The sequence below is a fragment of the Peribacillus sp. NPDC096447 genome (genome assembly GCF_044762725.1).
Lineage (GTDB): Bacteria > Bacillota > Bacilli > Bacillales > DSM-1321 > Peribacillus.
Window position 1 is genome coordinate 124958 of record NZ_JBIWEV010000001.1, and the last position, 20146, is coordinate 145103.

Here is a 20146-nt window from a genome sequence, read left to right on the forward strand (position 1 = left end):
GAGACTCCTGCTGGAAAAGCGAATGCCTGGAGGCAACGTTCATTGTATAAACCATAAAAAAACTGTAGACAAACTCGATTTTCATCGAGTTTGTCTACAGTCTGAAACGACCCTCTTTTCGATGGTCGTTTTTATGTTCATTTAAATATGATGGAAATTATTTTTTCCGTCGTCATCGCACTATCCACCACATATGTTCCAGGTCGTAACCCGTTGGCCTTGCCTTTCTTTTCAACCGCGTCAGAAAACTCATTGGCATTTTTAATGACTTTTGCCCTTTGTAGGTTTTTACCCACATCGATGCTTGTCGAGCCTTTAGACACAGTAAGAACTGTACGGTATGTGATTTTTTCTGTTGGTTCTTTTACCGTTTCTTTTTCCGCTTCAGCTTTATCTTTAACCGACTGTGCTTCAGCAATCTGATCTTCCCATTCTTTTTCGGAATGTATGACATACCCTTCTGAAGCCAGAGACTCTTTTATTTCATCTTCTGATAGTTTCTCTGATGTGCCGGTCGCTTCTCCTGGACCAAAGAAGTACACTGCACCGCATAAGCCTGCTGCAACAACAAGGCCTCCGGCAAAGCTGCGCATTGATTTAGATGTCATTGGCCACATTTCTCCTTTCATTCTTCGTTTTTATGTAAGGAGTAAGCATGCTTTCAATTTCTTCTTCCGGTTGTTTTGTCTTCAGTGCGATGCTTTCAAATGAATAGCCTCGCTTATGTAGATCGAGTACTTCACGCAACAAGTTCCGCTTTTCGGAAGTCATGGCTAGAACGCCTGCCTCTTGCACCGTAATTTCAGCATCTATCTCGATGTTCCTGATTTTTTCCTGTAATACATTCATTTCATCTCCAAAAGTGATAGCAAGCTGTTCCAATTGACTGTCCACTTTTGCAGAATCCTTTTTAATAAACGATAAAATGAACAGTAATACTGCGGCAGCAAACAAAATGATCAGAGCCCATTCCATCATTTCATGTCCCTCCTTAATCTTTGAATCTAATATCTCGCTTTCTAATTATATATTGATTTGTTCCAAAACTCGATTTAAAAGTACTAAATACCACAATAGTCACGTATTTATGACAAAAAAAGGCGCAGCAAGGCCATCCATAACTATTAATAATCAAAAAACGAAAAATATATCTTCCATTTGAGGACTATTTTACCATAATTCATTCATCATTAATACCATTGTTAGTATATTAAGGCAACATACTGCTATAACGCTGTCTAACTGGGTTATCAAAGTATAAATGGCATTCTTATTCACATCACTGCTTGTACTTTTCCCTTTAAAAGAGTCCAAGGGTTATATTAAATGACAAACACGTTTCCAAACGATAAGATATATAGTATTAGGTTCCTTTTCCTGTTTCATTGAATAGGTACGATTTCTCAGTGCCATTTTTGAACAATATTAAGGAGGATACAATGAATATTAAAATAAATAATATACCGAGTTTCATGCAAGCCGAAATCGAACAACTTCAATCAAATTTGTCCCCCTTGTTGAAGAAAAATATGAAATACGGTTTTTTTTCGACGGTGATGATAGGCTTTTCCATCATTAATCTTTTTTTCCTTTTATTTAAGAACGAATCTTTACCCATCTCGAAAATCGCACTTGGAATCTATGCATTGGTGGGAGCTGTAGGATTTGCCTTATTAAAAGAAAACAAACACAACCAAAAAGAAATAGTGAAAATGAGTCAAAAATATATGTTGGATAGAATCAAAAAAAGCAGCTATTTAACAGATGCCAAAAAAAGTAATTACTTTAAAAGAGTAAATGAGCATCCGCTTACTGCCATGAATGTTTTTTTGGAGTTTCTTGCTGAAGAACAACAATGGAAGAACAAATCCTCACACCCGGAATAATGACGGTTGGAATAAGCAAAAAACTCAGCACTAAAAAACAACTCAACCAGTGTGATCCGCTAAACTGCCGAATCACACTGGTTGGTTGCTTAGGCTATTAAATTCAAGAATTCTCTGTATCACGTTTCTTTATTAAGTGCATTCCATTTGGCAGCTCAGTTGTTAGTCTGGAGCTTTTTATCAATAAGTTCATGAAAATAGACTGCAGCATGTTCAGTTGGAGAAAAGATACCATTTGTAAATGCCTCGGAACTTAATCCTTTTTGCAGTTTTTCCACCAGTTCAAAATCTTCCTGCCGTACTTGATCAACAAATTTAAAATATTCTTCTTTTTCTATGGTTGTTTTTTCATTGAGGGAATAATCACGATAAATACCTAACGACGTCACGGCATCAACAGGAATTACTTGGATGGTATTCACATTCCCGTCTCCTGGATAAACGTTAATCATCATATTTGGCCAAACCCAATAAAAACGCGCTTGATCACCTTCGCCATTCTTACTTGCTGTCATATATTGATAGGTGAATTTGTCGTGTGTCGTTGTGCAAAAGTTTGATAAATCAAAGGATTTTGCAAAACCAGGATGAGCAATGGAACAATGATCACATTCAAGGTAATTGTCAACAACGGCTTTCCAATTAGCTTTTACTACACGCCTGGTTTCCCTAACTAGTTTAAGTGAATCAAAGAAGGGATACTCTTTCATTTCCTCTAAAAATTCCTGATATGCTTCTGCCATAGAAGGTGCATTTTTATCTATATTGACAAATATCATAGCATTCTGAACTTCTAAGCGAATGGATTTCATACAGCTGTGTGTTCCCAGTTCATTCGTTTTAAAATTAGGAGCTCTATGCACACTTCCATCTAATTTGAACGTCCATCCATGGTATCCGCATTGTAAAATTTTCTTATTTCCTTTATCGGAGTTTTCCACTTTCATTCCGCGATGAGGGCAAATATTGTAAAAAGCACGCAGTTCACCATCAGTACCGTGGGAAACGATAATAGGCTCTCCGGCGATGTCTATTGTCATGAAATCGCCTACTTTTTCAACTTGGCTTGCATGGCCAGCTAATATCCAACTCTTTCTAAAGATTTTTTTTCTTTCTTCATTGAATACCTCTGGTTCGACATACCGTGAATAAGGGAGTGTAGGGCTGAACTGTACATTTTCTTTAATAGACATATTGAAAATCCCTCCAGATTATCATCTAATTTAAAAGTTTAAAAAATGCTTGGTACCATTTCAGTTATACCCGATCCATATAGACTGTCTTGACCTCTGTATAGAATTCAACGGCACTCTTCCCTTGTTCACGGCTGCCTGCACTTGAATTTTTACATCCGCCAAATGGCATTTGCGGTTCGGTTCCTGCTGTTTCCGAATTGACATGAACAAGACCCACCTCCACATCTTCAATAAACCGTTGAGCCAACGTTAAATTGTTTGTACAAATTGCTGCGCTCAATCCATACTCTGTATCATTTGCCATCTTAACTGCTTCCTCATAATTTCCGGCCTTAAAAAGTGCGATGACTGGTCCGAAGATTTCTTCACGTGCAATGCGGGCATGTTGTGGAACATTTTCAAAGATAGCCGGCCGGACATAAAAACCGTTCGCCAATTCTTCTTCTGCCGGAATCTCCCCTCCACACAACAGCGTAGCTTCTGATTTCCCAACATCGATCATTTCAAGCACGCCATCGCGTTGTGATCTAGATACAGCGGGACCGATATATGTTTCTTCTTTGAACGGGTCGCCCACTTTTAGTTCTTTCGTACGCGCGACAAGTCGTTCCCTAAATACTTCATAAATTCCTTCTTCCACAATCACCCGGCTAGTGGCTGTGCATTTTTGCCCTGTGGATTTAAAAGCTCCGCCTATAGCTATTTCCACTGCTTTTTCAAGATCAGCATCGGCGAGGACGACAAGCGGGTTTTTCCCTCCCATTTCCGCTTGCACTTTCTTTCCATGCTCAATGGCTTGTTTTTGAATTTGCTGACCTACTTGATTCGAGCCGGTAAAAGATATGGCCTTCACATCCGGATGTTCCACTAACGCAGCACCAATGACGGAACCCCTTCCGAATACACAATTGATGACACCAGGCGGAAGACCCGCCTCATCAAATGCTTTTATCACATGATAGACCGACTTAGGTGTAAGATCAGCCGGCTTAATCACGACTGTATTCCCGTAAATCAGGGCCGGCGCCAATTTCCATACAGGGATGGCGATAGGAAAGTTCCATGGTGTAATCAACCCCACCGGACCTAGCGGGGTTCGGATAGTGTATAAAAATGTATTGGCATTTGCTGAAGGAATTACTTCCCCGATTGGCTGCCGGGCTTCAGCAGCATAATATTCAAGTATGCTGGCAGCACGATTGGCTTCCCCCATCCCTTCCAAGAATGTTTTCCCTTCTTCCTTTATCAAATCTTGACCCACTTCCTGAATATTCTTTTTCAAAATATCAGCTGCTTTCTGCAAGTATGAAGCCCGTTGCTGAAACGACAGCTTTTTCCAGTCAGGAAATGAATTTTTTGCGGCTGCCACTGCATCATGTAAATCAGCCGCGGCACTTGATGGAAAATCCCCTAAATTTTCACCATTATGGGGACTAAGATTTTCCTTATACTCCCCTGTAGTGGGTTCTTTCCATTTTCCATTAATATAATTTAAGTAACGCATACGATTTCCTCCGTATTCTATTTTTCTACTTTTAAATAATAGGTTTGCTTATAACCGGAAACTTCTAAATGGATACTTCAACGATTCCTGCATACCCGAACGTTTTCTTTAGTCTGGCATATTAAGAATAATCTCATTGAATAAAATCGTTGGGCTGTTCATTTGTTAAGGCTGGCACCTCCACTTTCCTTCTCGCATATCTAAAATAGTAAAATATATAGCAAGCAACGACGAAACCTAATCCCCAATACAACGAAGTTCGCTGTGTCGGATCATAAGCGGTGAACACGAAAATACCAAGACACATAATGATGCAAAGAATCGGGGCAAACGGGAAAAAAGGTACTCTAAACTTCAGATTTTCAACCTTTCCGCCTGCTCTGATATACTGCTTACGGAATCTGTACTGTGCGAACGCAATCGCCATCCAAGTAAGCACCCCTCCAACCCCGCTTATGGAAAGTAGTACAACGAATAACGTTTCTTCCGCTACTACACTAGTAAGTAAAGACAGCAAGGCAAAGACCATCGTGACGAGTAAGGCGTTCATAGGTACACCGCGCCGATTGAGCTTTCCAAATGAAGAATGTGCCATACCGTTTTGAGAAAGGGAGAAAAGGATCCTTGTACAAGCAAACAGACCCGTGTTTCCTACAGAGAGGACCGCCGTCAAAATTACGAAATTCATAATGTCAGCTGCATAAGGAATGCCTACCATTTCAAACACGGTAACAAATGGGCTTTCCAGTACCCCAACTTCTTTCCACGGAACGATTGCCGATAGAACAAAGATTGCTAGTACATAGAAAAGCAGTACACGTATTACGATATTTCGAATCGCTCTAGGAATGCTTTTTTGCGGGTTTTCCGTCTCTCCTGCTGCAACACCCATGATTTCCGATCCCTGGAAAGCATACACAACTGTCATCATCGATATGAACACACCCGTGAATCCTGTAGGGAATAGCCCATCTCCTATAAAATTGGAAAAGAACGGGGCAGGTTGTGCATCCTCCATATGAATCAATCCAAACATCGCTGCAGCACCGATAATTATGAATAGTATGACGGCTAGTACTTTAATCCCGGAGAACCAATACTCTGTCTCAGCGAAACTTCTCGTTGTTAATGCGTTTATAGTGAATAAAAGTACCGTAAATATCACACACCATATCCATACTGGTGTATCGGGAAACCATCTAGTCATGAGCAAACCTGCCGCTACAAATTCCAGGCCTACGTAAAGAGCCCAGCTCAGCCAGTAAATCCAGCCAATGACAAATCCAGTGGCGGGACCGATAAATTTCGTTGCATGGACCTGAAAGGATCCGGATACCGGCATCACTACCGATAATTCACCGAGACAAATCATTGCCAAGTACATTAATAAACCACCGACCAAATAGGCAACAATCGCTCCTAAGGGTCCAGCTTCACCGATTGCATATCCTGAGCCCAGGAAAAGACCTGTACCAATTACCCCACCTAAGGAGAGCATGAATAAATGTCTGCTCTTCATTGAACGCTGTAATTCTTTTGGCTGATTTTCATGTTCTGTTTGCATGAAGTCCCCCCCGTTTCTGATCGATAAACTGCCTGAACACTTTTATGATTGACACAAGTTAACGAGATTTTCACGATAACGCTTCGGAAGGCACTGCATATTCTGGAAGGTCGCTGATTGTCGGTTTAAATATTTCATAAGCTACTTCTCTTTGATATTTTTTTTGTTTTTTAGCTTGTGTAAACAAATGATACGTATTTTTCCTGCATAGTTTTTCTATATCATCAACGACAGCTTGTGGATTTGGTTTAACTAGTCCGAAAATAACCACATCATAAAATCTTATCGCCCCAAGGTTGGCAACGAAATCATTGACAACATCTATTCCTCTCTGTTTTATGATTTCATCTCCCTCGGAAGAAAGGGGAATGTTCGCCGCCTCAACGATCAAGCTCGCTTTTACGCTTTTGGCATTGGATATGTGGATGACATCCTCCAATGCGGACGGAATTAAAATGTCGCAATCTATGTCGAGCCATTCCGTGTTTGGCCTTACATCATAATGCGGTTCAAAAAAGGCTTTATCCATTTCCCCGTACATATTCTTATGATCAATAAGCTTTTGGACATCTAATCCTTCTTCACACGTAACCAAAAGGGCTGCATCGGAAATTCCCACAACTTTATAACCTAACTGGGACATTTTCAATGCGCAGCTTGCCCCTACACAGCCGAATCCTTGAATGACAACTCTCGCTCCACCTTTTCCGCTTTTAAATTTCCATGCCTCATCTGCGGAAAAAGCCACACCATAGCCTGTTACGACATCGTTTAAAAACAACCCGTCGATTTTTGTCGTCAGCAGTTCATCGAAGTCTTTTATCCCTTGCAGAACATTCGGATTCTGCTTCATTGATTTCGTTAGGGGGATATCAATGCCAAATTCATTAAATATTTTGAGCACATCTTCATATTTGGTACCTAAATCACTGCCTAACGATACCCCTATATCTATATAAGGCATCATGGCAATCAGAAATCTCCTTAACACTGCATATGCGTCTGGCGCTTTATAATCATAGGCAATGCCCGCTTTACAACCGCCAGTCGTCTCAGACTTACAGGCTACATACTTATAAGCCATAGCCTCGGCCAACCTCTCGACCTCTTCTCTTGTAACCGTTGGGTGCATTCTAGTACCGCCGCCTGTGTAACCTTTGACAAAATTATGGACGACCAGCCAGCCTTTAGCATCTGTTTCCGTATCATTCCATTCCACAACTAAATATGGTTTTAACAACTATGAAACCTCCCTTAATACTTTCATTTTATTGGTTCCTGCTAACTTCAAATGTTAATTGTTCGACACTAGCTTTTCGTGGACTTCCTTCTTGTCTTGGCCTACAGATAGAATCTTTGGATTGACTGCAACTTCGATTACAGCAGGCAGCCCTGAAGCAATCGCCCTTTGCAGCGCTGGCGCAAAATCACTATTTTTTTCAACCTTTTCACCATGTGCTCCAAATAAGCGCGCCAATTCAGCAAAATCAGGATTAGACAAGTCAGTTCCAACGACCCGATTTGGAAAATGCCTTTCTTGATGTACACGAATTGTTCCGTAAATATTGTTGTTCACAACAATTGATATAGTCGGAATTTTATACCGTACAGCGGTTTCAATCTCTTGGAGAGTCATCATAAAGCCGCCGTCTCCTGAAATAGAAACAACATGTTTGTGAGGCTGCGCCAGCTTTGCCCCAATAGCAGCAGGCAGTCCATATCCCATCGCACCCGACGTTGGCCCCACGTATGTGTTTTCTTGTTCAAAACGATAATATCTGGATAGCCACCCAAAAAAGTTTCCTGCATCATTTGTAATGATGGTATCCTTCGGCAGACCGACGGCAAGATCATGCATCAATCCGTCCATATCCACGAAATCTTCTGTATAGTCGGCCTTGGGTTCAGAAAATTCCATATATTTATCGTGCAATTCCTTCAAATGATCCTCGCTTGAAATAAATGATTCTGATTCTGGCGTTAGCAGTGCTTGTTCCAAGAAGCTCTTGGCATCTGCTTCAATGGCAAGGGAAGGAGCATACACTTTACCAAAAATTTCCGGACAAATATCCACATGGATCAGTTTTGTATTTTTAGAAAGCAAGGTGTAATCTTGGGTTCCTACTTGAGAGAATCGTGTCCCTAATGCCAAAACTACATCTGCATCACGGATTGCATCAAGTAAATATTGAGGTGTCCCAAACCCAAGCCATCCTGCATAGCTAGGGTGTGAGTTCGGAAACGCGTCAAATCGACGGAAAGCTGTAACGACAGGAAGTTTCATTGTCTCCACAAATTGTACAAGCAGCCTGTTGGCCTTAGCATGAATCACACCTCCGCCTGCAATCAATACGGGGCTCTCCGCGTTTCGTATCGTATCCATCGCCTGCTTCACATCTTCCATATGTGGTTGAGGAGGAAGCGAGCGATAAGAAGGATTAATGTTCAACTCTGCCTCATCTTCTAACATGTCATGCGGCAAAGCCACTAATACAGGGCCCGGACGACCCGATCGCGCAATATGGAAAGCCCGTTGCAATAATTCCGGAATTCTTTCCACACTATCGATCTCTACCGTCCATTTACATAAATGACTGAAAAAACCCGTCAAATTCACTTCCTGAAATGCTTCCTTCTCTTTAAAAGGGCGTTCGACTTGGCCAATAAGCGCAACCAAAGGGGTTGAATCTTGAGCAGCAGTATGAATGCCGATAGCTAAGTTTGTAGCCCCCACTCCACGCGTTGCCATACAAACTCCTACCTCCCCTGAAGCCTTGGCATACCCTTCCGCCATAAAAGAGGCACCTCCTTCATGCCTGGCGGAAATAAGTTCTATTTCAGGATGTTGATATAGTGCATCCATTACACTAAGATAACTTTCACCTGGTACACAAAAAGCTTTTTTTACCCCTTCTATTGCCATTACTTCTACTACTGCTCTTCCTCCACTGACTTTCATAATCAAGCCTCCCGCTTTCAAGTACGTGTTTGTCTAGTAATTTATGATTATATTAATTGAACTCATTCCCACTATCATTTAATAAGTTTTTCCAATCCGGAAATTTGTTTTTTCTCTTCCAGCCGAATTGAATTGAGCCAAGTGCCGGTATTGCACTTATCACATAGATTATTTTCTTCATTTGTTCACCATCCTTATCAACAAATGCGAAACTCGAATCTTTCAAACCTTATTTATCAGAAAAAACAGATAATTACCGCTGTATTATTACATTGACACCCCTTTAGTTAAGGGCTCATTTACAGCCCAGTTCGGTTTCACGCCAGTAAGAACTTGTTCCACTTGCATTGCTGCATGTACAGCCATTCGTATCGAACCTTCCTTCGTCAATGCCGCATTATGAGGACTGACAATCACATTACCCAATTTAAAAAGGGGATTCCATTTATCAGGAGGTTCAACTTCAAATACGTCTATTCCAGCGCCGGCAATCTCGCCCGCTTGCAAAGCGTTTACTAAATCAATTTCCTTCACCACACCGCCCCTGGAAGCGTTTACAAAAAAGGAGGAAGGTTTCATCCAGGAAAACTCACGGCTTCCTATTATTCCTTTTGTTGTTTTCGTTAACGGCAGATGTAGACTAATAACATCAGAGTTTCTGAATACCCATTCTAAATCTGTTGCTATCTCCAGATCAGAATTCGGGCTGGCTGTAACATAGGGGTCGTAGCCAATCACTTTCATATCGAAGCCTTCGGAAGCCTTTTTTGCCAGTATTCTACCGATTCTCCCCAGTCCAATAATCCCCAAAGTCTTGCCTTCCAAGTCCATGCCAAAAAGTTGATTACGGATAGCAAAATTCCCGCTGCGCAGCTCTTTATCAGCCAAACTTAAGTTTTTGGACAATGATAAAATTAATGCCATTACATGTTCAGCTACAGAATTCGCATTCGCCTCTGGGGTATTTGTTACATAAATGCCCCGCTCTGTAGCGGCTTCGATATCGATATTGTCCAAGCCCACTCCATACTTAGCTATTACTTTGAGGTTTTCAGCTGCTGTAATAACTTCTCTATTTATTACAGCCGTTGATCTCGTTAATACTGCATCACAACCCTTGATTTCTTCCATAAGAATTTCTTGCGACAGATCAGACCCTACTTTAATCTTAAAGCCTTTTTCTACTAAATAACTTTTCCCCTCCTTCTCAATATCTTGAGGAATATACACTAAATGACTCACATTCCCACCAACCTTTCATGTTAACCTTGAAGGAAAAATCTGTTCTACTCCATTGTTTATATACAATTATTGTGCCAACATAAAAAACATCCGTTTATTTAAGAAAGAAGCGAATTAGTTCTCAAATTAAGACATAAATAAAGTAAACAAATTGTTTCAAAATGAATTAATTTGTTTCATTACGTTTCAATTTGTTTCAATATTCAAGTTTTTCATCTTTCTCCATAATGTCGTGCGACTCATGCCTAACTCAAAGGCAGCTTTTCCTTTATTAAAATTCACCTTTATTAACGTTTGAACAATTCTTTCACGCTCGGATAAATGTATTCCAGGTGACATATCGCTCTCTCCGTCTTGTTGCGACAGCGGTATTTTCTTTTTACTTCTATTCGGAAAATACATTTCGATATCGTACACATCAATTAACTTGTTCTTATAAAGAGCACATAATCGCTCACAAAAATTTTGTAATTGGCGAATATTCCCCTCCCAATTCCCTTCACTCAGCTTTTTCATGGCACTATCCGTAATCTTGATTTGTTTTTGATCCGAATGACTCTTCCGAATAAAAGCATTCACCAATAACGGAATATCTTCTCTGCGTTCCCGAAGAGGAGGCAATACAAGGTCCAGCACACTCAAGCGATAATACAGATCCTCCCGAAAGTCATTACTTTTTACCATTTGCATAAGGTCTTTGTTCGTAGCCGACACAATTCTCACATCAACCGGAATTACTTTATCATCTCCGATGCGCATGATTTCCCGCTCCTGCAGGACACGTAGCAGCCGGCTTTGCATTTTTGGGGAGATTTCTCCTATTTCATCTAAAAAAATCGTACCTCTATGGGCCAGTTCAAAAAATCCTTGCTTTCCGCCTTTCATGGCTCCCGTGAAAGCTCCTTCTGCATATCCGAAAAGCTCACTTTCCAATAGATTTTCGGGAAGGGCTGCGCAATTAATGGCTACAAACGGGTTATTTTTACGGTTGCTATGATTATGTATGCTTTGGGCGAATATTTCCTTGCCCGTTCCAGTTTCTCCAATTATAAGAATGTTTGAATCTACTTCACTATAACGTTGAGCCGTTTCAATCGTCCTCTTGATTTCCGAACTCCGATACAATATATCATCAAATGTGTACTTCGCCACATGTCCGCGTGAATGAAGCTTTCTAAAGAACTTCCCTTCCATCTCCTGAATGCGGGTAACATCTTGAAAGGCGACCATATCCCCCACTTTTTTACCTTTTAAAAATATCCCAACTTTTTTTACAGATAATTGAATAGATTGGTAAGCAACCGTATCTTTTTCGTATTCATCGTCGCTTAAAAGCATATTACGAAATTTCCCGGGCTTTATTATATCGTATATAGAATTTCCAATTAAGCTCCCTTTGGCAATGGACAAAATCTCCTGAGCCGCCGTATTAAATACGGATATTTGTCCCTTTAAATCTATAGCAATAACCCCTTCATAAGCATAATTAAGAATCGTTTGGTAACGCTTGGTCTTCTCCTGTTCCCTTCTGCTGACAAGAGCTACTCGCTTCGCCTCAATCAACGCCTGCCGAAATGATTCCTTTCCAGTATCAACCAGAATGGCTCCCAACCCTATTTCTTCGGCATATTTACATGTACTTAAACCACTTAACACAACTTCACAGCCATCTCTGGCTGCTAAATCCACTAAACTGACTGAGGACTCGATATCATTTAATATATAGGACTGAATTGGCAAATCAACGATATCTGAAAGGTTTTCAACACCATAAATCATATTTAACGCACCTATGACAGCCACTTTTTTACTGCCAAAACGAGCCTTGCAATCATACAGGGAACGAATGAGATCAATACCTTGTACTGGTATATCAACGATTGGAATGAATTCATTGCTTTCTTTTAAAAGTTTCGTGATTAATCCCCTTGAGATGATTACATCAGCATCAAGCTTCAGCTTCCCAATCTTATCGGCATCCTCAACTACCTCCTCTAATACAAACTTCACCGATCCGTTATCATTGTTTTCCGATGCTTCCAACTTGTTGAATTCCTCAAATCTTTCAAAAGCGTCCGTAATATACCCTTTTCGAGGAACAACGAGTTTTATTTTTATCAAAACACCCACCTCCAGCGTAAAATCATTTTAGTTATTGGATATAAGCACAAGGCCCTGGTCATACAGGGACTTGATAAATTCGAGTTAGCTAAGGATGCCCCAAAGTATTTCATTCAAAGCCGGAATATGAAAAGTAAATGCCTTAAGTACGCTTGAGATTAATTACCCGTTTTATTAAGATATTCCATCATTCACTTTGAAAAATAAAAAACCCTGTTATCGTGGGTTTTTTCATCACATGGATTTCGATTGGTATTAAATATCACAAAAAGAATGGTCATTCAATTCTTCTCAATAATACTTGCTTTTCATCACTGAAAAACGCTTTTTAACATTATCATCAGTATAATGATTCTCAAGGGGAAAATCATCATGAATAAAATCATCTATAATTTCTTAAAGTGGCATCAGCTTCTACTTTTTCACCATAATTCCCCTCCCTTCCCCGCTAATAGGACTATATTCCTTTATTCTTCATACCAATGTGGAATTCCTTTTGATTTTATCGTTAGTGACAATAAAGTTAGCCTACAAACAGATTAACCCCGTCCAAGAAATCCTGAACGGGGTTTTTCAATAAATAAGACCTGTTTAATTTTGAGTTTTTATTGAGTTTAGTTGTCAAACATCGTAAGTCTGTTCGTTCAAGGTGGTTTTACTTGCGAACTTAAAAAGGATCGGCTATGACAAGGATTTTCCCTGCTTTAATATCCTCCATATATTGATCGACTTCGGCTTCCTCCAGTCCAAGATCCAATAATGGCTTCCTCAATCCGCCTGCTCCCGATGCTGCCCCGGCTGCGGCTCCGCCAAAAGTGGTGAAAATCGGTCCTGCTGCCAATATCGGACCAATTCCTGGTACGGCTAATGCACTCATTCCAATAAGCAGGCCTGTCAATCCGACAGCTCCGCCGGCTGCTGCCCCAGCTACTAATCCATCAGTTTTTGCCGGGCTGACTTCCTCGGCTTCAGTTGGTAATTTATCGATGTTTTTTGCCACTACTGATATTTGATCGGATGTATATCCTTGTTCCTTTAAATTTTTGACTGCTGAAGTCGCTTCATTTTCATTTTCATATATTGCTATAAACCTCTTGTCCATGGTATCTGCTCCTTTAAAAGTAATGTATTGTACAATACCCTTAATTGAGCTTTAATAACCTTTCATGGAATAAATGAATTTCATTCCCGGATTTGCCCCTGGCCGTATATGAAGTACTTGCTTGATGTTAAGGCCGGTAACCCCATTGGTCCACGTGCATGCAGCTTTTGTGTGGAAATGCCGATTTCTGCGCCATAACCGAATTCAAAGCCATCGGTAAAACGGGTGGAAGCATTGTGATAAACTGCTGCGGCATCTACTTTATTCAAAAATGCGGAAGCGTTTTGTTCATCTCTCGTTAGGATTGCTTCAGAATGCTTTGAACCGTATCGGTTTATGTGATCAATGGCATCGGATACACCTTTTACAGTTTTCACGCTGATTTTTAAAGCCAGGTACTCAGTTGACCAATCTTCCTCCGTAGCCGTTTTCGCTCTCGGAAAGGAGCTGCACACCGCTTCATCTCCATATAATTCAATCCCCTTTTCGTCCAGGAGTTCCAGAATACGCATTCCATTTTCTTTAAACCATTCTTCATGGATTAGAAGCCCCTCAATAGCATTGCATACGGATGGGCGCTGAGTTTTACCGTTTAAGACAATTTTCTCGACCATCGTGATATCTGCGGTCTGATCGATGAAGATATGGCAATTGCCTGCTCCTGTTTCAAGGACGGGAACAGTGGACTCCTTAATGACCGTTTCAATTAAATTCTTTCCGCCGCGCGGAATCAAAACATCTAAATACTCATTAAGATGAAAAAGTTCCTTAGCTGTTTCACGACTCGTATCCTCGATCAACTGAACAGCTTCTACAGGGATTTCCGTATTCTCTAATGCTTTATGAATGGAAGAAACTAGTGCCATATTGGAGTATTTGGCTGACGAGCTGCCTCTTAATAGGACAGCATTCCCCGTTTTCAAGGATAATGTAGCTGCATCGATGGTCACGTTAGGCCTTGCTTCATAAATCATCCCGATTACCCCGATCGGCACCCGTTGCTTTTTAATCAATAAACCATTCTCTTTTTCGATCGTCTCCAATTGTTCCCCAATCGGATCATTTAAATCGATTAAAAGCATAATGGCCGCTGCCATGTCATCAATACGGTTAACATTCAACATAATTCGATCTAATATAGACTCGCTGATGCCTTTTTTCCTGCCATCTTCCAGATCCTTTTGGTTTTCCTTTATCAAAAAATCTTTATCAATAATAAGTTGTTTAGCAATTTTCCCAAGTGCCTCATTCTTCTTTTCCGTACTCAAACCGATTAGCTGATAACTGGCTTTTTGGGCTGCCTTTCCTTTCACCGTCACTTCACTCATTTCCAAATTCCCCCTTTTTCTTGAAATTGATTTTTTATGCTTTCACCCATTTATCGCGATGGATAACTTCTATGGAAGTGATTATAAGCTCGGATGTCCTCTTTCCCATCGCCTGTTTTAATTCTTCGTCGGAATAAAGGACCTCACCCCGCCCTAATAATCCATTTGCACCAAAGACTTCGACAACATCACCCTTATTGAAGACTCCTTTAATTTCATAAATTCCAGCTGGCAGCAGACTGCTGCCATTTGAAACTAAGGCCCTTTCGGCACCTTCATCAACGAAAATTTTCCCGGATACTTGTGAATGAAGGGATATCCATTGTTTGTTTTTCGTTACCGTCGTCAAGACATCATTCCCAATATACGTGCCATCACCATTGCCTTCAAGGATTGTTAGAAGTTTATCACTCCCCAAACCAGAACCGATGAATACTTTCACCCCTAGAGACAATGCAGTTTGCGCTGCAATCAGCTTCGATTTCATCCCACCGGTTCCGACATTGGATCCTGCACCTTCTGCCATTTGCAATAAATCCTCCGTTATTTCGGATAGCTTTTCAAATCGTTTAGCCCCTGGATTTGTCTGTGGATTGGAATCATAAAGCCCATTAATGTCCGTTAATATGATCAAGTTGGTCGCGTGGACCAGCCCGCTTACTAAGGCTGATAGCATATCATTATCACCAAAAGTCAACTCCTCGACCGATACTGTATCATTTTCATTTATAATCGGAAGGATGCCGCGTTCAAGCAATTCCATCAATGTGGCATATGCATTTTTATATCTATCTTTTTTCGAGAAATCTTTCCTTGTTAATAAAATCTGCGCCGGAACGATTCCAAAATGCCCTAATTGTTCCATATACGATTGAATCAATAGACTTTGACCTACAGCTGCAGCAGCTTGCTTTCCTTTGAGAGTGACAGGTCTCGTCGGGTAGCCAAGCTTGCGAAAACCTGTCGCTACAGCACCTGATGAAACAAGGACAACTTCATGGCCCGCTTTCCTTAATGCTGCCACTGCCTGGATATGATCGGAAAATTTATTCTGGTCGATTTCACCTTGTGTGTTGGTCAAAGAACTACTTCCTATCTTTACAACGATCCGTTTCTTTTCCATCGATTACTTCCTCCAATAAATATCTAAGACATGAAAAAAAGCCCTTTTCATCCTCGAAATAAGGACGAAAAGGGCTGCTCTCCGTGGTACCACCTTCATTGAATGCAAGTTCATGCATTCCACTTTGCCTGATAACGCCAGGGTTTGCGCCTATGTTTTGCATAGGACTCAAGAAGCAGGTTCTGCGCTTTCCTGTCGCGGGTCTTCCAGCAATTGACGCCGCTCTCTGTCACAGTGATTCTCGCATACTAATCTTCTCTCAACGTTCATTGTTTTAATATAGTATGCAAAATTATCTTCTTGATGTCAATAACATTCCTTCGATGAATGGACCTTATAGTGCCATGGCTGGGCCGAAGAATTCATAGTGAATTTTATCCGTATCTACCCCAAGCTCTTTCAAGTAAGTGATGATGGCCTTCATGAAAGGCACAGGGCCGCACACATAATAATCAGCTTCAGGTTTAACAATACTGCTCAATAATTCCTTATCGACATACCCTTGCTTTACAAAATTCGGCAGGTTCTTATCATCCTCACTCGGATTTTTAAAGACAAAGGATAAATGATAGCTGGCAAGCTTGTGCGTTAGATCCGTCAGTTCCGTTCTGAACGGCTGTAAATTGCCATTATCGGATGCGTGAATGAATTGGACATCACGCTCAGGTGCTTGTTCAGCTACTGCATGAACCATACTCATGAAAGGCGTTATGCCAACGCCTCCGCTCAAGAATACTGCCGGAGTTCGTTTTCCTAAATCAATGGTGAAATCACCTGCAGGAGCCGTTACGTCTATACTGTCACCCATCTGAATGGATTCATGCAAGTAGTTAGAGACCCTTCCATCAGGAGAGGTTCCAGGCTTTTCTTTTTTAACGGAAATCCGGAAGTAATCTTTTCCCGGAACATCAGACAAACTATACTGACGGTTGAATAAATAGCGTTCACCTGGTATCTCGATGCGAACGGTAATATATTGTCCAGGAAGAAATGATGGAACCTTGTCTCCATTTGCTGGCTTTAAATAAAAGGAAGAGATTACGTCACTTTCCCGTACTTTTTCCACCACTGTGAATCGTTTGAAATCAGACCATCCGCCGACCTGATTGGAAGCTTGATCGTACATTTCCTTTTCGATGCTAATGAAAACACCTGCAATGACTCCATAGGCCTCTCCCCAAGCTTGGAGGATCTCTTCTGTAGCCGAATCTTGTAACACTTCCTTGATTGCACCTAATAGATATTCTCCAACAATGGGATAATGTTCAGCTTTAACTGCAAGGCTTCTGTGTTTTTGTGCTATTTGCTTCACGGCAGGTAAGATCGTTTCAAGTTGATCTATATGTTTAGCCGCTGCCAAAACCGTGTTGGCAAGTGCAGTTTGCTGGCGCCCCTTTTTTTGATTGGCGTGATTAAAGACATTTAACAATTCAGGATGTGCTTCGAAAAGATTTTTATAGAATACAGTTGTGATAGTTGCACCATGCACTTCTAATACGGGTACAGTTGATTTGATAACATCGATAGTTTTCTGGGATAGCATAGGTAAACCCCTCTTCATAAACAAGTATTTTAAATACATGTTTATATTAGAACTTAAATGCATTAAAAGCAATATTTTTTATACATCTTTTTAAATAATAAGTTTTCATGTTTATAAAATGTTCACATTTATGATATAGTCTAATGGGGATAGAATGTGAGGCGATAAACATGAGGTTGACGAGTTATTCCGATTACTCACTTAGAGTGTTGATTTACCTGGCTTCCCACGACCAAAGCAAATTGTCAAATATTAAAGAGATATCTGAAGTTTACCAACTGTCTAAAAATCACTTGATGAAGATTGTTCATAATCTAGGTAAATTAGGCTATATTGAGACGATACGTGGAAGAAATGGCGGTTTCCGGCTTGCAAAATCACCTGCTGATATAAATGTAGGGGAACTGGTACGGAGAACCGAAGAAGATTTTTATTTAGTGGAATGTTTTAAAGATCACGATAACTGTGTGATTTCTCCCGTTTGTTCATTGAAATTTGTCCTTAATAATGCCTTGGATGCTTTTTTAAAGGTCCTTGATCAATATACGATTGCAGACTTCAGCGAAAATAAAGTGATGCTCAAAACTTACTTCGATTCAGTAAAGCAGAATGACGAAAAGCCCGAGTTTTTATAATCGGGCTCTTTTTCATTAACCGATGATTCGTTCAATCTGCCATTCTTTTTCCATTCGCAAATCCATGATCCCTGAACTGGTTTTCAATAGGACTTTAAGGGGATCGTATGGATTGATCATGATGATCGTGCCGTTCCGTCCATTGGTAAGCGTGACTTCTTTTCCGACCAAAGTGGACATTAATCGGTTTACAAACTCCAGCAGTATTTCTGGATTGAATTTACCGAACATATCGCTGTTCATTTGCTCAATCACCTTATAAAACGGCATGGCCTGATGATATACACGATTTGAAGACATTGCATGGAATACATCGGCTATTGCGACAATTTTCGAATGAGGATGGATATCATTCCCCATCAGACCAAGTGGATAGCCTTTCCCATCTTCCCGCTCATGGTGCTGAAGGGCTGTCAATGCAATCGATGGTGGGATTCCAGGGATATTTTTAAGTAATTCATAACCATAAATGGCATGGCGTTTCATTTCTTCATATTCTGCCGCAGTCAGTTTACCGGGCTTTTCCAATATACTTTCCGAAATCCTTGTTTTACCAACGTCATGCAGCGTGGCTGCCAGTGTCAGTGCTGAAAGGTTTTCTTTCGATAATCCAAGCTTCATCCCTAGATAAGTGGCAATGATTCCGACACCGATATTATGCTTATACGTGTACTCGTTGTTTGCTTGCATCTCTTCGAATAGGCAATAAACATTAGGATTCTTTGCAGCTTCTGCAATGACAGGTGCTACCTCCGCTTTAATCACTTCAACCTTTTCAAGCTGTATTTTTCCTTCTTTACGTATATCTTGAAAGATGTTTTTGATTTGAATAGAAGCTTTGTTGATTCTTTCATGAATCTTTACTTTAGGTTGTACATGATCTTCAGTTAAAGTAGATTCACCTTTTTTCAATTCTTCCATTATGAAATCAATTTCAGGTATGGTAAGAGGCGGATTCCCTTTATTAATCAGCATCCCTCTTCTATTTTTCATTGCTCTCACACTTTTCTCTATTTTTCACCTATAATACCATACCCTTCATGACATTGTGTCTTAATGAAAACAATTTTTTGGCACTTAAGTTCGGTCACTAAGTTCATTGCCCAGGCGTTTTAATTTTTCACCAACCGTACATTCTGAAATACAAAACTGATGGGCATACGTACGCCCCTTCTCTTTTCGAAAATGCTTTCGTAAAAAACAATCCTGGCAAAATGAAGCGAGAACATCTTCCACTTCTTCATATATTTTTTTCCTGTTCATTGTTGTTATGGCTCCTTTGACTCAGCAATCTCTATTTTGCTGAAAATGGCTTTTCCCTGCAGTGCAAGTGTTGCCAGGCGATCAGCTTCCTGGTTTTCCTTCCGAGAAATTGGCTTGCAGACCGGAATGATCTTTAATTTATCCAGTTTCGCTTCAATGCGGTCCAGCCATTTATTTAAGTTTTCTTCCATACAGGGCCATTCACCGGAAAGTTGATTTAAGACAACTAGAGAATCCCCTTTAAATACACAGCTTTGATGGTGGATCCCAAGTTCCTCCATCTGCCTGACCGCTTCATGAAAGGCCGCATATTCCGCTTCATTATTGGATTCGAATTGGTCCAATTTCACGTTGGTGCGTAACCGCCAGAACTTCTTACCTTGACGAAAATAAATCGCTACACCAAGTCCTGCCACCTTTTCATCTTTTTGAAAACCGCCATCAAAAAAAACCGTCACATCCTGCGGCTCTTCCTCAACTTCCGTCAGGAGTTTCTTTAGCTCTTTCTTCGTCCATGTTGTATCGAATTCATCCTTGAATTCCACTTCTTTCAGCCTTCCTGCCTTTTCAAGATCTTCCGTAATGACCAGTGCAGTCCCGGCATCAAGCCAATCCGAAACGAAATTGGCAGATGGTTTTTTTGAAGCATGATATGTCCATTGCATAATTACCTTCAAAGA

Annotated in this window: 19 protein-coding genes; 2 read left to right on the top strand and 17 right to left on the bottom strand. The window is 40.6% G+C overall.

What is annotated here, in order from left to right:
- Positions 1–137: 137 nt before the first annotated feature.
- The gene (locus ACIQZD_RS00615) at positions 138–608 is read right to left on the bottom strand and encodes a hypothetical protein (RefSeq protein WP_402897255.1); all 471 of its coding nucleotides are present in this window, start codon (positions 606–608) and stop codon (positions 138–140) included.
- Entirely contained in the window at positions 598–978 is a 381-nt protein-coding gene (locus tag ACIQZD_RS00620) for a hypothetical protein (RefSeq protein ID WP_241663317.1), read from the bottom strand. Before ACIQZD_RS00620 ends, ACIQZD_RS00615 begins: the two co-directional genes overlap by 11 nt.
- A 461-nt stretch (positions 979–1439) precedes the next feature.
- Between ACIQZD_RS00620 and ACIQZD_RS00625 the strand changes: the two genes are divergently transcribed.
- Positions 1440–1886: a DUF5392 family protein gene (locus tag ACIQZD_RS00625; RefSeq protein WP_402897257.1), complete on the top strand. Its 447-nt coding sequence runs from the start codon at positions 1440–1442 to the stop codon at positions 1884–1886.
- A 155-nt stretch (positions 1887–2041) separates the two neighbouring features.
- On the opposite strand, the gene ACIQZD_RS00630 is transcribed toward ACIQZD_RS00625, so the two are convergent.
- From ACIQZD_RS00630 to hmpA, 12 genes are all read right to left on the bottom strand, one after another.
- Positions 2042–3079, bottom strand: a complete 1038-nt coding sequence (locus ACIQZD_RS00630) for an aromatic ring-hydroxylating oxygenase subunit alpha (protein WP_402897259.1) — start codon at positions 3077–3079, stop codon at positions 2042–2044.
- Between the two features lie 64 nt (positions 3080–3143).
- The gene (locus ACIQZD_RS00635; RefSeq protein ID WP_402897261.1) at positions 3144–4586 is read right to left on the bottom strand and encodes an aldehyde dehydrogenase family protein; all 1443 of its coding nucleotides are present in this window, start codon (positions 4584–4586) and stop codon (positions 3144–3146) included.
- Positions 4587–4719: 133 nt separating this feature from the next.
- Positions 4720–6150, bottom strand: a complete 1431-nt coding sequence (locus ACIQZD_RS00640) for an amino acid permease (protein WP_402897263.1) — start codon at positions 6148–6150, stop codon at positions 4720–4722.
- A 70-nt stretch (positions 6151–6220) separates the two neighbouring features.
- Complete coding sequence (locus tag ACIQZD_RS00645; protein WP_402897265.1) at positions 6221–7390, bottom strand: Glu/Leu/Phe/Val family dehydrogenase; 1170 nt, start codon at positions 7388–7390, stop codon at positions 6221–6223.
- Between the two features lie 54 nt (positions 7391–7444).
- A complete protein-coding gene (locus tag ACIQZD_RS00650; protein WP_402897267.1) occupies positions 7445–9109 on the bottom strand; it encodes a thiamine pyrophosphate-dependent enzyme in 1665 nt (554 codons plus the stop codon).
- 52 nt (positions 9110–9161) lie between these two features.
- A complete protein-coding gene (locus ACIQZD_RS00655) occupies positions 9162–9290 on the bottom strand; it encodes a hypothetical protein (protein WP_402897269.1) in 129 nt (42 codons plus the stop codon).
- 86 nt (positions 9291–9376) lie between these two features.
- Positions 9377–10351, bottom strand: a complete 975-nt coding sequence (locus tag ACIQZD_RS00660) for a hydroxyacid dehydrogenase (RefSeq protein ID WP_402897271.1) — start codon at positions 10349–10351, stop codon at positions 9377–9379.
- Positions 10352–10537: 186 nt separating this feature from the next.
- Positions 10538–12472 (bottom strand): sigma 54-interacting transcriptional regulator, encoded by a 1935-nt coding sequence (locus ACIQZD_RS00665; RefSeq protein ID WP_402897273.1) that lies wholly within the window; start codon positions 12470–12472, stop codon positions 10538–10540.
- 667 nt (positions 12473–13139) lie between these two features.
- The gene (locus ACIQZD_RS00670) at positions 13140–13574 is read right to left on the bottom strand and encodes a general stress protein (protein ID WP_402897275.1); all 435 of its coding nucleotides are present in this window, start codon (positions 13572–13574) and stop codon (positions 13140–13142) included.
- Between the two features lie 80 nt (positions 13575–13654).
- A complete protein-coding gene (locus tag ACIQZD_RS00675) occupies positions 13655–14902 on the bottom strand; it encodes a glutamate-5-semialdehyde dehydrogenase (RefSeq protein WP_402897277.1) in 1248 nt (415 codons plus the stop codon).
- 34 nt (positions 14903–14936) lie between these two features.
- Positions 14937–16025, bottom strand: coding sequence for a glutamate 5-kinase (proB, locus tag ACIQZD_RS00680; protein WP_402897279.1), 1089 nt, complete (start codon positions 16023–16025; stop codon positions 14937–14939).
- A 334-nt stretch (positions 16026–16359) separates the two neighbouring features.
- Positions 16360–17568 (bottom strand): NO-inducible flavohemoprotein, encoded by a 1209-nt coding sequence (hmpA, locus tag ACIQZD_RS00685; protein ID WP_402897281.1) that lies wholly within the window; start codon positions 17566–17568, stop codon positions 16360–16362.
- Between the two features lie 170 nt (positions 17569–17738).
- On the opposite strand from hmpA, the gene ACIQZD_RS00690 reads away from it, so the two are divergent.
- Complete coding sequence (locus ACIQZD_RS00690) at positions 17739–18203, top strand: RrF2 family transcriptional regulator (protein ID WP_402897283.1); 465 nt, start codon at positions 17739–17741, stop codon at positions 18201–18203.
- Between the two features lie 15 nt (positions 18204–18218).
- Here the strand turns inward: ACIQZD_RS00690 and ACIQZD_RS00695 are convergent, their stop codons facing one another.
- The 3 genes from ACIQZD_RS00695 to ACIQZD_RS00705 form a co-directional block, all read right to left on the bottom strand.
- On the bottom strand, positions 18219–19196 hold the full coding sequence (locus ACIQZD_RS00695; RefSeq protein WP_402897285.1) for an HD-GYP domain-containing protein: 978 nt from the start codon (positions 19194–19196) through the stop codon (positions 18219–18221).
- An 84-nt stretch (positions 19197–19280) separates the two neighbouring features.
- Positions 19281–19466, bottom strand: coding sequence for a zinc-finger domain-containing protein (locus ACIQZD_RS00700; RefSeq protein ID WP_101222353.1), 186 nt, complete (start codon positions 19464–19466; stop codon positions 19281–19283).
- A 5-nt stretch (positions 19467–19471) separates the two neighbouring features.
- On the bottom strand, positions 19472–20143 hold the full coding sequence (locus tag ACIQZD_RS00705; RefSeq protein ID WP_402897288.1) for a ribonuclease H family protein: 672 nt from the start codon (positions 20141–20143) through the stop codon (positions 19472–19474).
- Between the last annotated feature and the right edge of the window lie 3 nt (positions 20144–20146).